The sequence below is a fragment of the Nocardioides sp. NPDC059952 genome (assembly GCF_042730435.1).
Lineage (GTDB): Bacteria > Actinomycetota > Actinomycetes > Propionibacteriales > Nocardioidaceae > Nocardioides.
Window position 1 is genome coordinate 61079 of record NZ_JBHWLY010000027.1, and the last position, 12044, is coordinate 73122.

At 68.8% G+C, this 12044-nt stretch carries 12 protein-coding genes and 1 tRNA gene; 7 read left to right on the plus strand and 6 right to left on the minus strand.

Translation table 11 applies throughout. The annotated features are described in order from the left end of the window. Positions 1–22 precede the first annotated feature (22 nt). Genes ACFV9G_RS14545 through ACFV9G_RS14555 form a run of 3 tightly spaced genes read right to left on the minus strand, consistent with a single transcriptional unit; the run spans position 23 to position 1639 of the window. Complete coding sequence (locus ACFV9G_RS14545; protein ID WP_378728173.1) at positions 23–514, minus strand: DUF4247 domain-containing protein; 492 nt, start codon at positions 512–514, stop codon at positions 23–25. Continuing rightward, entirely contained in the window at positions 507–1025 is a 519-nt protein-coding gene (locus ACFV9G_RS14550; RefSeq protein ID WP_378728174.1) for a DUF2617 family protein, read from the minus strand. The genes ACFV9G_RS14545 and ACFV9G_RS14550 overlap by 8 nt, the downstream gene beginning before the upstream one ends. Then, positions 1022–1639: a DUF4178 domain-containing protein gene (locus tag ACFV9G_RS14555; RefSeq protein ID WP_378728175.1), complete on the minus strand. Its 618-nt coding sequence runs from the start codon at positions 1637–1639 to the stop codon at positions 1022–1024. Before ACFV9G_RS14555 ends, ACFV9G_RS14550 begins: the two co-directional genes overlap by 4 nt. Before the next feature lie 132 nt (positions 1640–1771). On the opposite strand from ACFV9G_RS14555, the gene tmk reads away from it, so the two are divergent. From tmk to ACFV9G_RS14575, 4 genes are all read left to right on the plus strand, one after another. Continuing rightward, entirely contained in the window at positions 1772–2422 is a 651-nt protein-coding gene (tmk, locus tag ACFV9G_RS14560; RefSeq protein ID WP_378728176.1) for a dTMP kinase, read from the plus strand. Continuing rightward, on the plus strand, positions 2419–3579 hold the full coding sequence (locus tag ACFV9G_RS14565) for a DNA polymerase III subunit delta' (RefSeq protein ID WP_378728177.1): 1161 nt from the start codon (positions 2419–2421) through the stop codon (positions 3577–3579). The genes tmk and ACFV9G_RS14565 overlap by 4 nt, the downstream gene beginning before the upstream one ends. After that, a complete protein-coding gene (locus tag ACFV9G_RS14570; protein WP_378728178.1) occupies positions 3576–5096 on the plus strand; it encodes an alpha/beta hydrolase in 1521 nt (506 codons plus the stop codon). The genes ACFV9G_RS14565 and ACFV9G_RS14570 overlap by 4 nt, the downstream gene beginning before the upstream one ends. A gap of 112 nt (positions 5097–5208) precedes the next feature. After that, a complete protein-coding gene (locus tag ACFV9G_RS14575; RefSeq protein ID WP_378728179.1) occupies positions 5209–5811 on the plus strand; it encodes an excalibur calcium-binding domain-containing protein in 603 nt (200 codons plus the stop codon). A 141-nt stretch (positions 5812–5952) separates the two neighbouring features. Here ACFV9G_RS14575 and ACFV9G_RS14580 read toward each other — a convergent pair whose 3' ends face one another. Beyond that, entirely contained in the window at positions 5953–6879 is a 927-nt protein-coding gene (locus ACFV9G_RS14580) for a LysR family transcriptional regulator (protein ID WP_378728180.1), read from the minus strand. A 300-nt stretch (positions 6880–7179) separates the two neighbouring features. Between ACFV9G_RS14580 and ACFV9G_RS14585 the strand changes: the two genes are divergently transcribed. Next, positions 7180–7252 (plus strand) — tRNA-Thr (locus ACFV9G_RS14585). Positions 7253–7331: 79 nt separating this feature from the next. On the opposite strand, the gene ACFV9G_RS14590 is transcribed toward ACFV9G_RS14585, so the two are convergent. Both ACFV9G_RS14590 and ACFV9G_RS14595 read right to left on the minus strand, forming a co-directional pair. Then, positions 7332–7502, minus strand: coding sequence for a hypothetical protein (locus ACFV9G_RS14590; RefSeq protein ID WP_378728181.1), 171 nt, complete (start codon positions 7500–7502; stop codon positions 7332–7334). Between the two features lie 242 nt (positions 7503–7744). Beyond that, the gene (locus ACFV9G_RS14595) at positions 7745–9046 is read right to left on the minus strand and encodes an MFS transporter (RefSeq protein WP_378728182.1); all 1302 of its coding nucleotides are present in this window, start codon (positions 9044–9046) and stop codon (positions 7745–7747) included. 98 nt (positions 9047–9144) lie between these two features. On the opposite strand from ACFV9G_RS14595, the gene ACFV9G_RS14600 reads away from it, so the two are divergent. Together ACFV9G_RS14600 and ACFV9G_RS14605 are read left to right on the plus strand one after the other, a co-directional pair. Further along, positions 9145–9750 carry a TetR/AcrR family transcriptional regulator gene (locus ACFV9G_RS14600; RefSeq protein WP_378728183.1) on the plus strand — a complete coding sequence of 202 codons (606 nt, stop codon included), beginning with the start codon at positions 9145–9147 and terminating at the stop codon, positions 9748–9750. 138 nt (positions 9751–9888) lie between these two features. Continuing rightward, on the plus strand, positions 9889–11940 hold the full coding sequence (locus ACFV9G_RS14605) for a discoidin domain-containing protein (protein ID WP_378728184.1): 2052 nt from the start codon (positions 9889–9891) through the stop codon (positions 11938–11940). Positions 11941–12044: the final 104 nt, after the last annotated feature.

Genomic DNA, 12044 nt, shown 5'->3' on the forward strand with positions numbered 1-12044 from the left:
TTCATCTCCAGTCTGGGGGTGGTCACTTGCCGAATCCGCTGCCGCCGCCGCGGAAGGAATCACCGCTGCTGCCGCCACCGCTGTTGCGGCCGTAGAAGCTGTTCCAGCCCCACAGTCCGATCACCGTGGCGTGGCTGCGGTAGCCGCGGTCGTACTCGTAGAGCGTGATCGTCGAGCCCGAGGGCGTACGCGGCTCCACGACGACCAGCCAGTCGTCGTCGTAGCGCAGGTAGTGGCTCGATCCCTCGGCCCGGTTCTCGTCGGCGTCGGTGTCGCTCGCGATCTTGTTGGCGACCGAGCTCACCGTGCCGTCGTCCTCGAAGACGATCCCGGCATCGCTGTCGGGGTCGGAGCCGCTGACGTGGTCGAAGTTCTTGCGCAGGTACTTCTCGGGGCTGTTCCCGTCACCCGACACGGCGATGACGATGATGACGACGAGCGCGACGCACGCCGCGACGATCGCCCAGCCGATCAGCTTGCGGTTCGAGCCCCCGGAGCCGGTGGGTTCAGACACTTGTGACCTCCTCGGGCCGGTAGCTGGTGGTGGTGGCGACGATCTCGCCGGTCTGTGGGTAGGTGTGCCAGGTGTTCCAGGTGATCTGCCCGGCCGCGTCGTCCGACCGGTCCAGGGCCAGCGCGGTCACCGCGTGCGGGTCGCCCGGGAAGTGCGCGACGACGGCATCCGTACGCCCGCTCAACCGCTCCACGAGGCGCGATGCCCGCGCGGCCAGCTCCTCGGGTCCCACCTCGTCCACGTGCGAGGCGAGGCGGTAGCCGCCCGTCGTGTGGGCCTCGGGAAGGGGCGCGGCCTCGGCGATCCCGCACGCGATCGTCTCGTGCAGGAGCGGGTGGCCGTGGCGGCGTACGACGACCTGGTGGCTGGCCCCCAGGACGCTCAGCGTCACCGTGAGACCGGTGCCGAGATCGACGGTCCGGGAGGCCAGCGGGGTGCAGGGGATCGGGGTGAGGGTCCAGCGCAGGGTGTCACCACGTACGTCCGCGAACGGGACGTCGAGAAGCGTCACGCGTCGTCCAGCGTCGCGGGCCGGTCGGAGGAGGGGTAGACGGTCAGCTCGAACGGCTGCAGCACCTCGCCGAGGGAGGGCTCCCAGTTGCTGCCCCACTTCTCGAAGCCGAGCAGCTTGCCGTCGACCGACTTGTAGTCGGCGTACTCGGCCGTGCCCGACGGCGCGGTGCCGGTGGCGCCGGTCGCGGTGAAGGCGGCGGCGCCCTTCTCCTGGAGGCGGTAGGCGACGCCGCCGACGATGATGTCGCGGTCACCGACGGTGCCCTGCTCGATGTCGCCGAGCGGGATCGCGTGCCACAGCGAGACCTCGAAGCTCTCGTCGTCCTCGATCGAGAGCCACTTCTTGCCCTCGGCGTCGTCGAGCATGTGCTCGGTCCAGCGGTAGCCGTGCTCGTCGAAGTCGATCCGCCCGCGGACGAACCAGTTGTGGCCCAGGTACTCGATGACGTCGCCGTTGCGCACCTGGCGCAGCTGGTCGGAGGCGTGCTTGTGCTGGTCGCCGATGAAGTCGTCGGGTTCCTTCTGCGCCGTCGGCTGCTGCCGGCTCTTCCAGAGCAGGTAGCCCGCGACCGCGAGGGCGGCCAGCAGCAGGACGATCAGGACGTAGATCACCGGGGGAACTCCTTGGGTCAGCGTGAGGTCGAGCCGAACCTTAACCTGTGGAGTGTCGTTCGGCAGCCGCAATCACCACTGCTGCGGGCGGCGTGCTCAGGGGTTGTCGGTCCTACCCCGTAGGTTTGGCTCGTGAGGTTTCCGGGTGTCTACGCAGAGCGCGGCGTCTTCGTCTGTTTCGAGGGCGGCGAGGGGTCGGGCAAGTCGACCCAGTCGCGCCTGCTCCACGAGGCCCTGACCGCCCGCGGCCACCGGGTCCTGCTGACCTTCGAGCCGGGCGACACGGCCGTCGGCAAGGACGTACGCCGCATCGTGCTGTCCCCGGAGACCGGTGATCTCGACGACCGGACCGAGGCGCTCCTGTTCGCCGCCGACAAGGCCGAGCACATCGAGTCGATGGTCCGCCCGGCGCTGGAGCGGGGCGAGGTGGTCATCACCGACCGCTATGTCGACTCGATGCTGGCCTACCAGGGCGCCGGCCGGGTGCTGGACGCCGCGCAGCTCGAGGAGGTCGCGCGCTGGGCGACCGCCGACCTGCGACCCCACCTGACCGTGCTGCTCGACCTGGACCCGACGGCCGGCTTCACCCGGTTCGCCGAGCGTGACCGGATGGAGCAGGAGTCGGTCGAGTTCCATCAGCGGGTGCGGTCGGCCTTCGTCGCGCTCGCGGCGCGCAACCCCGAGCACTACCTGGTGCTGGACGCGCGTGCGCCGGTGGAGGAGATCCACGCGGCGGTGCTCGCGCACCTCGAGCCGTTGCTCGCCCAGGCGGTGACGGCATGAACCTCGCCACCGCCTCGGTCTGGGACAACCTGGTCGGCCAGCGCCACATCATCTCCACGCTGCGGACCGCGGCCTCGGGGCACGGCATGACCCAGAGCTGGCTCTTCACGGGTCCTCCCGGCTCGGGTCGGTCCAACGCCGCGATCGCCTTCGCCGCGGCCCTCCAGTGCCCCAACGGTGGCTGCGGGCAGTGCCACGAGTGCCACACCGTGCTCGCCGGAAGCCATGCCGACGTCAACCTGGTCCGCACCGAGAAGCTGACCCTCGGGGTCGACGAGATCCGCGACCTCGTCCGCCAGGCTGCCCTCACCCCGGCCGGACGCCGCTGGCAGATCCTGATCATCGAGGACGCCGACCGGCTCACCGAGCAGGCCAACAACGCGCTGCTCAAGGCGGTCGAGGAGCCCGGCGCCCGCACGGTCTGGATGCTCTGCGCGCCGACGGTTGAGGACGTCCTCCCGACCATCCGGTCCCGGTGCCGGCTGGTCACGCTGACCACCCCGACAGTGCCCGACGTGACCGCCTTCCTCCAGCGCACGCTCGGTGTCGACGAGGCGCGCGCCGCCTATGCGGCGCGGGCGAGCCAGAGCCACATCGGCCGGGCCAAGGCGCTGGCCCGCGACGACGACACCCGGCGCCGGCGCGAGCAGGTGGTGGCCTACCCGGCCCGGCTGACCACTCTCGCCGACGCGCTCCGGGCCGCCGGCGAGCTGGCCGCGGTCTCGAAGGAGGAGGCCGACGCGGTCACCGCCGACCTCGACGCCCGGGAGAAGGCCGACCTCGACACCGGCTACGGCGTGGTCGAGCGAGGCCGCCGACCGCGTGAATACGGTCCGGCGCTGTCCGCGCTCGAGAAGGACCAGAAGCGCCGCGCCACCCGCCGCCACCGCGACGTGATCGACCGCGGGCTGATGGACCTGGTCTCGGTCTACCGCGACGCGATCACGATGGCCGCCGGCGCTCCGGTGACCCTGGTCAACGAGGAGCACCGGCGCGAGATCGAGCAGCTCGTCGCAGCCTCGACCCCCGAGCTCAACCTTCAGCGGATCGGAGCGATCTTCGAAGCCCGTGAGCAGTTGCTGGAGTTCAACGTGCAGCCCCAGTTGGTGCTGGAGGCGATGATGGTGGCGCTGTTGCCGCCCGGAGGAGACCAGTGAAACTCAACGCAGTGACCGGCGCCGTCGCGCTGACCGCTCTGACCGTGATCACCGCAGGCTGTGGTGCCGGCGGCGGCACCCCCGACGCCGACCAGGTGAGCCCGAGCGCGGAGGCGACCGCGGCCCCGACCGAGGGGCTGCAGACCTTCTACAGCCAGAAGCTCGACTGGGAGGACTGCAACGGCGCCTTCGAGTGCGCGACCCTCGAGGTCCCGCTCGACTACTCCGACCCCACCGGTCGCACCATCGAGGTCTCGGTCATCAAGGACCCGGCCAACAAGAAGAAGATCGGCTCGCTGGCCATCAACCCGGGTGGCCCGGGCGGGTCGGGCATCGAATACGCGCTCTACAACAACCAGTCCTTCAGCTCCACCGTCCGCGACTCCTACGACATCGTCGGGTTCGACCCGCGCGGGGTCGGGCAGAGCACTCCGGTCGACTGTCTCGAGGACGACGCTCTGGACGCCTACGTCGCGGTCGACCCCGACCCCGACACCCCCGCCGAGACGCAGGCCTACGTCGACACCGGCGTCGAGATGGCCAACGGCTGCGCGGGCCAGAAGGACGGCATCTCCGCCCACGTCAGCACCGTAGAGGCGGCCCGGGACATGGACGTACTCCGGGCTGCGCTCGGTGAGGACCAGCTCGACTACTTCGGTGCCTCCTACGGCACCCAGCTCGGCTCGACCTACGCCGAGCTCTACCCCGACCGGGTGGGCCGGTTCGTGCTCGACGGCGCGATCGAGCCCGGGCTGAGCGTCCTCGACGCCAACCTGGCCCAGGCGAAGGGCTTCGAGGTCGCCCTCCGCTCCTACGTCGAGAACTGCGTCGACGCGGGCAGCTGCTTCCTCGGTGACACCGTCGACGAGGGCGTCGAGAGCGTCCAGAAGCTGATGGCCGACATCGATGCCGAGCCGCTGCCCGCCGGCGACCGTGAGCTGACCGCCGGCAACGCCCTCTACGGCCTGATCACCCCGCTCTACGTCGAGTCCTACTGGCCCTACCTCACCGACGCCCTCCAGGCGGCGCTGAAGGGCGACGGCACCCAGCTGATGAGCCTCTCGGACAACTACGCGGGCCGTGACCCCGAGGGTGGCTACATCAACAACACGATGGAGGCCAACTGGGCGATCAACTGTCTCGACGACTCCTCCGGGCTCAGCCCGGAGGAGGTGCGCGAGCAGCTGCCCGCCTTCGAGAAGGCCGCGCCCACCTTCGGTGCCGCCCTCGCCTGGATGCTCAACGGCTGCGCCGCGGAGAAGTTCAAGGCCACCGAGCCCGAGCCCGAGATCGACGCCGAGGGCTCCAACCCGATCGTCGTCGTCGGCACCACCCGCGACCCGGCGACTCCCTACGAGTGGGCCGAAGCCCTCGCCAAGGCGCTGGACAACGGCGTACTCGTCTCCCGCGACGGCGACGGCCACACCGGCTACATGCAGGGCAACGGCTGCGTCGACGACGCCATCGACGACTACCTGGTCGACGGCAAGGTCCCGGACGACGGCTTGGAGTGCTGATTTACCCCATGTGGGGTGGGTCGCCGCCGTCCCCACCCGGCGGATCTCGCTGACCAAGAGGATCACTTCTCGTAATTTTCACTTCGAGAAGAAGGGTCACGAGCACGTGATCATGAACCAGCGAGTCCGTTCGACGACGAAGGCATTCGCTGCCTCCGCGGTCGCCACCCTGGCGATCGCGGTCGCCCCCGTCATCGGTCAGCCCGCCCACGCCGCCACGCCCCCGGCGACCGTGTCGGCCAAGGTCGTCACCAAGGTCGTCAAGGTCTCCGCCCCCAAGTACGGCACGAAGTCCTACCGCCCCGTCGGCAAGCTGACCGCGGGCGGCAAGGCCGTCAAGGGCAAGCGCATCCACCTGCAGAAGAAGGCCAGCGGCCGTTGGAGCAGCGTGACCTCCTGCGTGACGAACAAGTACGGCAAGTGCGCCGTGGTCGTGACGCCCAAGGTCAGCCGCTACTACCGCTGGAAGTTCGCCGGCGACGCCAACCGTCGTGCCGACGTGTCCGCGTCGTTCTACCTGAAGAAGCGCGGCTCGTCCGGCACGACCTCAGGCCTGGACTACACCTACCAGGACGGCGTCAAGGTCTACGACGCCACTTCCGCCAACGACCGCGACTGCGGCGAGATCCCCGCATCCAAGAAGCCTGTCCGGATCAACAACAGCTCCGACCCGTGGCGCCTCGACAGGGACAACGACGGCTACGGCTGCGAGTGAGCCCTCCGCTGGTCGAGCCGGGTTCGTGAGGAACGAACGAATCCGTGTCGAGACCAACACATTCCGCTCGGCGCTCGAGAGGACCGTGTTGGTCTCGACACGCTCGCTGGCGCTCGCGGCTCGACCAGCAGGGTACGCGAGCTAACGCCGGTGGACCGGGTCCGCGATGGCCTGGATCCGCTTGGTGGCCAGCTCGATCATCAGTGTGGCGGCGGGGGAGAGGGTGGCGTCGGTGCGGTGGACGACGGCGAACGTGTCGTACGTCCGGGGCCGCAGTGACACCCAGCCGGCCTTCGGTGCCAGCCGGGGGAGCAGCTGCTCGGCTGCTCCCTTGGCGATGACGCTGTCGGCGTACCCCATCCCGACCAGCTCGACGGCCGTCTCGATGTCCTCGACCTCGACCCGGCTGGGTGGGTTGCGTCCCGTCTCGTGGAGCAGGTTGCGGATGGTGACCCGGGTGGGGTCTTCGGAGCTCCAGCTCGTGTCGGACATGACCAGCGAGGCCAGCGAGAGTCGGTGGGCGGTGACCGGTGTGGCCAGGTGGGCCGGGTCGGCGGAGATGTAGACGAGCTCGTCGCGAGCCACCGGCGTGACCTTCAGGCCGGGCCCGGAGACGCTGCCGACGAGCAGCATCGCCGCCTCGAGCCGCCCGCGGCGCAGGTCGTCCTGGACCTCGGTGGAGTTCTGCCCGATCAGCTCGACGCGTACGCCCGGGTATCGGTCGAGCACGTCGGCCACCAGCCCGGCCCCGCCGTAGAGCCGAGCGATCCCGAACATCCCGAACCGGATCGTTCCGGTCTCGAACTGCTTTACCGCCTGCACGGCCTTGCGCGCGTCCTCGGCGGCAGCGACCGTACGCTCCGCGTGCGGCCTTAGCTCGTCGGCCACTCCGGTCGGCACCACACCGCGTCCGACGCGGCGGAAGAGCTGGACCCCGAGCGTACGCTCCAGGCTCCGGACCTGCTCCGAGATCGACGGCTGCGCATACCCGAGCTCCTCGGCCGCCGCGGTCAGCGAGCCATGCTCGTAGACCGCGAGGAACACGCGGAGCTGGTGCAGCGACAACATAGCGACATCCTATGACTTTCCAAGGAAAGATCGTCTACCTCTATGAATCGCCGGCGGTCATCATTGAATCACCACCGCTGCGTCCGCAGTCGGTGGTTGATCCATGTTCATAGGGGAGTAGAGCAGTAATGAAGCACGGCGTACGCCGCTTGGGCCGCCTCATCGGCAAGGGCAAGCCCACCCGCATCACCATCGACGAGCACGTCGAAGCGCACCGTTTTAGTGTCGAGCGCGCAGTCTCGGTACACTCGTCCGGTCCGCTCAACCAGAGCCGCTTCATGCGGTAACGGATGACGGTACGCCGCCTTAGCTCAGTCGGTAGAGCGTCTCACTCGTAATGAGAAGGTCGTCGGTTCGATTCCGACAGGCGGCTCCGACAAAACCCCCGTCTGACCAGCCGGAAACGGCAGGAACAGCGGGGGTTCTTCGTTGTCGTCCGAGCGGCGCTTCGGTCAGCTCGCTCCTCGCCATCCGCTCGCTTCGCCGAACGGCAGCACGAGCAGGTCGTCGTACGCCTCGTCTTCCAGATCACCGGGAGCCATCGGCAGCTCCGCCAGGTCCGGCAACGGCGAGGTGGGATCGTCGGGCAGTCCCGCCGGATGGTCGGCAACGAGCTCTCTCATGACTGCCCTCATACCCCGCCCGGCTCGTTCTAAACCGATCCCGGGAACTTTCTCGAACGCGGCTGCGGTCCGTGGTCTCAGCTGCCCTCGGAGGGTGGGGCTGAGAACATTTGTTACCAGATATCGATGTTTGGCGGGTGTCGATCCGGGAAGGCTGCTATCTCTTCCGTGTGCGGTCCGGGCGCCCACGCTGTTGGAGTACCCCCCACTCGGCATCGAGGGCGTCCGGGGCCGCACGCCAATCAGGCGCGATCCGCGGACACGGTCTCGAGCGCCGGCTCGGTGTGAGGCCCGGTCCACCAGACGAGGGTGGTGATCACGCCGATCATGAGCAGTGCGCTGGTCAGCCAGAACGGGTAGGTGCGGTCGATTCCCGAGAGCCAGCCGGAGATCCAGCCGAACGGGGCGGCGGCGAGCATCACCGCGGTGCGCTGCAGCGCCATCACGCGTGAGCGCTCGGCCTCGTCGACGTGGAAGGCGACGAGCGACTCCGAGAGCATGAAGAGCATCCCGGCGCCGAAGCTGTCGAGGAGGAGGCACACCCCGAGAAGGGCGTACGTCATCAGGTCGGCGTCGCCCTCGGAGGCCGGGATCGCGACGAGTGCGAGCTGGCCGGCCAGATAGATGCCGAAGCCCCACAGGGTCGCCTGCTTGAGGTCGTGGCCGGAGGTCAGCCGGCGGATCAGGGTGAAGAGGAAGAGCACCGACAGCAGCGAGCGCACCATCGGGAAGAACGGCAGCAGCGGGTCGGGCACGTGCAGGCGATGGCTGACCAGGACCTGCCAGAAGGTGCCGTTGACGAGGGTGACCGCCGCGACGACGGCGGCGATGGCCAGCGCGAGCAGCGAGCCGCGGGACCGGCCGAGCAGCCGCGCGGCGCCGCGGTAGCCGGCGAAGAGCTGCCAGAGGCTCTCGTGCCGCGTCTCCGCCATCCGGATCCGGCCCTGGCGGGTCTCGGTGGAGGCGGCGTACAGCAGGATGATCTTGGCCAGCATCACGACGGCGGCGTTGATGAAGAGCACCCGCACCGCGGGCTCCAGGCCGAACTGCGCGACCATGAAGGCGGCGATCGGGGCGAAGAGCGCCGAGCAGTCGGCGGCGACCCGCACCAGGGAGTAGATGCCGGTGAGCTGGTCGCGCTCCGCGTCCTCGACCATCAGGCAGTCCCAGGCGTTCGCGGTCACCTGCAGCGCGCCGTTGAGCAGCGATGCGGCCAGGAAGGCCCAGAAGTCCTGTGCGAATGCCCAGATCAGACACGGGATCACGAACGCGATCACGTCGAAGACCGCGTTGGTCAGCCGGCGCCCCATCCGGTCGGTGATGATGCCGCCGGCGAGCCCGAAGAAGACCTGGGAGATCATCCCGGCCGTCGCGAGCAGGCCGATCTGCGCGTCGTGCAGCCCGAGGGTGAGCATGAAGACGGAGAGGTACGGCAGCACCAGCGCCATCGACAGACCCCACATCGGCTCGGTCCACACGCAGGCGCGCGGGTTGCCGCGGAGATGGATCAGGGTGTGCCACAGGGAGCCGGGGGAGGATGCCACCGGGTCAGTGAACCAGGTGCGACGTCACGCCGGAAAACGTTTTCGCCGGGAAGGGTGTGGTGTCGGGGGCGTCTGACTTGGACGTTAGTCTTGGTCGCATGGCGAGGGTATCGGCGGATGAGCGGCGACGGTTGCTGGTGCAGGCTGCGATCCGGGTGATGGCGCGTGATGGGGTGGCGCAGGCGACGACGCGGTCGATCGTGGCCGAGGCGGACATGTCGCTCGGCACCTTCCACTACTGCTTCCGCTCCAAGGAGGAGCTGCTGGAGCAGGTGATCACCACCATCACGAGCCACACGCTGGCGCCGGCGCTCGAGGTCATCGAGAGCTCGGGGACGCTGGAGGAGAAGCTGCGGGGCGGGCTGGCCTCCTACTGGCAGCACGTGCTGGACAACCCCGACGAGCACCGGCTGACGTACGAGCTGACGCAGTACGCGACGCGCAACCCGGCGTTGGCGGAGTTCGCGCGGAAGCAGTACCGCTCCTATCTGGACGCGCACACCGAGGTGATCGAGGCCCTGGGTGCGAGCGCCGGGGTGACCTGGACGGTCGATGAAGCGGTGCTGGCGCGCTACGTGACCGCGATCGTGGACGGGCTGACCCTGCTCTATCTCAACGAGGGCGACACCGAGATGGCAGGGGCTGCGATCGAGCTGGCGGCGGCCCAGATCCTCTCGCTCGCCGGTACGTCGCCAACGGCCTGAGCGCTCGCACCTGCAGCCCAGCCAGATTCAGGACGAACGTCCTGGACATTTGTACAAGTCTGTTGTCCGAACTCGTTGACCGGGACGCTTGACCTACTTAGGGTGTGAACGACTTCACACTGCTGTCTGGGAGGGCGCATGCAGAGAATCAGTCGTATCTCGTGGTTTGCCGCGGTCATCGTGGCCGCACTGTCCAGTTCGCTCTGGCTCACGGGCGCATCGGCCGCCCCGCCGGCGGAGAGCAACTGGTGGGACCCGCCGAACCGGCCGGCTGCCGACTCGGAGATCAACGTCACCGGCGAACCGTTCCGCGGGACCGCGCCGAACGGCGACGTACGCGGCTTCGCGGACATCCACAACCACCTGATGACCAACGAGGGATTCGGTGGCCGGATGATCTGTGGGAAGCCGTTCGACGAGGCCGGGATCGAGGAGGCGTTGAAGGACTGTCCGGAGCACTACCCGGACGGCGCCGGAGCGCTCTTCGAGAACCTCACGTCCGACCCGGACTGGCGCCACGACCCGGTCGGCTGGCCGACGTTCAAGGAGTGGCCGCGACACAACTCGCTGTCCCACCAGCAGAACTACTACGCGTGGCTCGAGCGTGCGTGGCGAGCTGGGCAGCGGGTGCTGGTCACCGACCTGACCAGCAACGGCCTGATCTGCTCGATCCTGCCGCGAGATCGCGGCTGCGACGAGATGGAGTCGATCCGGCTGCAGGCCGAGAAGACCTATGACATGCAGGACTACATCGACAAGGTCTACGGCGGCGAGGGCAAGGGCTTCTTCCGGATCGTCACCACGCCCGAGCAGGCGCGCACGGTGATCGAGAGCGGTCGGCTCGCGGTGGTGCTCGGCGTGGAGACCTCCGAGCCGTTCGGCTGCAAGCAGGTCCTCGACGTCGCCCAGTGCTCCAAGGCCGACATCGACCGCGGGCTCGACGAGCTGCACGGCCTCGGCGTAAGCAGCATGTTCCTGTGCCACAAGTTCGACAACGCCCTGTGCGGCGTACGTTTCGACCCGGGCACCCTGGGCACGATCATCAACGTCGGCCAGTTCCTCTCCACCGGCACGTTCTGGCAGACCCAGCAGTGCCCCGGCCCCGAGCACGACAACCCGATCAACGGCGCGTCGGTGCCGATGATCGAGGAGAAGCTGCCGGCGGGCGTCGAGGTGCCGTCCTATCCCGACGGGGCGCAGTGCAACGTACGCGGCCTGACCAGGCTGGGAGAGTACGCCCTGAAGGGCATGATGCGGCGCAACATGATGGTCGAGCTCGACCACATGAGTACGAAGGCCACCGGTCGCACGCTGGAGATCCTGGAGTCCGTCGACTACCCCGGCGCGCTGTCCAGCCACAGCTGGATGGACCTCGGCTGGAGCGAGCGGGTCTACCGCTTGGGCGGCTTCATCGGGAGCTACGACAGCGCGAGCAAGGGCTTCGTCGCGGAGACCGACCGCAGCCGGCCGCTCCGGGAGAAGTACGACGTCGGGCTGGGTTTCGGCTCGGACATGAACGGTGTCGGCGGCTGGCCGGCGCCGCGCGGCGAGGACGCCCCGGACAAGGTGGTCTACCCCTATCGCACCGTCGACGGCGGCTCGCTGGTCGACCGCCAGGTCACGGGCGAGCGGGTGTGGGACTTCAACGTCGACGGCGGCGCGCACTACGGCCTGATCCCGGACTGGATCGAGGACATCCGGCGGGTCGGCGGCGAGAAGACGGTCAAGGAGATGTTCCGCGGCGCCCAGTCCTATCTGGACACCTGGGGCGCCACGACCGCCTACGTCGATCCGACCGACCTCGCCGCGGGGTCGCGAGCGAGCGCCAGCAGCGTGGAGTGGCACCCGTGGATCAGCTATGCCGCGGGCCAGGCCATCGACGGTGACACCAGCACGCGCTGGGCGAGCAACTGGAGCGATGACCAGTGGCTGCAGATGGACCTGCGGTCGACACAGACGGTCGGCCGGGTCGTGCTCGAGTGGGAGCGGGCGTACGCCTCGGCGTACCGCATCGAGGTGTCCACCGACGGCAGCACCTGGCGCCAGGTCTGGAGCACCGATGCCGGCAACGGCACCATCGACACCGCGCAGTTCACGCCGACGTCGGCGCGCTACGTGCGGGTCCATGGGGTGCGGCGCGCGACCAGCTACGGCTATTCGGTGAGGGAGGTCGCCGTCTACGCTCGCTGATCACGCGCCTCGGCGCCGGGGGGGCCCCAAGGTGCTACACCGCGCCCGGGGGGATGGTGGGGCGGGCCGGCCGCCAGAGCGGAGGCCACTGTGGGTTGTTCTGT

What these genes read in the sequence shown, in the direction of transcription:
- ACFV9G_RS14565 (WP_378728177.1), top strand. Translation starts at nt 2,419, where the DNA reads ATGAACCTCGCCACCGCCTCGGTCTGGGACAACCTGGTCGGCCAGCGC.
- ACFV9G_RS14575 (WP_378728179.1), top strand. Translation starts at nt 5,209, where the DNA reads ATGAACCAGCGAGTCCGTTCGACGACGAAGGCATTCGCTGCCTCCGCG.
- ACFV9G_RS14580 (WP_378728180.1), bottom strand. Translation starts at nt 6,879, where the DNA reads ATGTTGTCGCTGCACCAGCTCCGCGTGTTCCTCGCGGTCTACGAGCAT.
- ACFV9G_RS14590 (WP_378728181.1), bottom strand. Translation starts at nt 7,502, where the DNA reads ATGAGAGAGCTCGTTGCCGACCATCCGGCGGGACTGCCCGACGATCCC.
- ACFV9G_RS14600 (WP_378728183.1), top strand. Translation starts at nt 9,145, where the DNA reads ATGGCGAGGGTATCGGCGGATGAGCGGCGACGGTTGCTGGTGCAGGCT.
- ACFV9G_RS14605 (WP_378728184.1), top strand. Translation starts at nt 9,889, where the DNA reads ATGCAGAGAATCAGTCGTATCTCGTGGTTTGCCGCGGTCATCGTGGCC.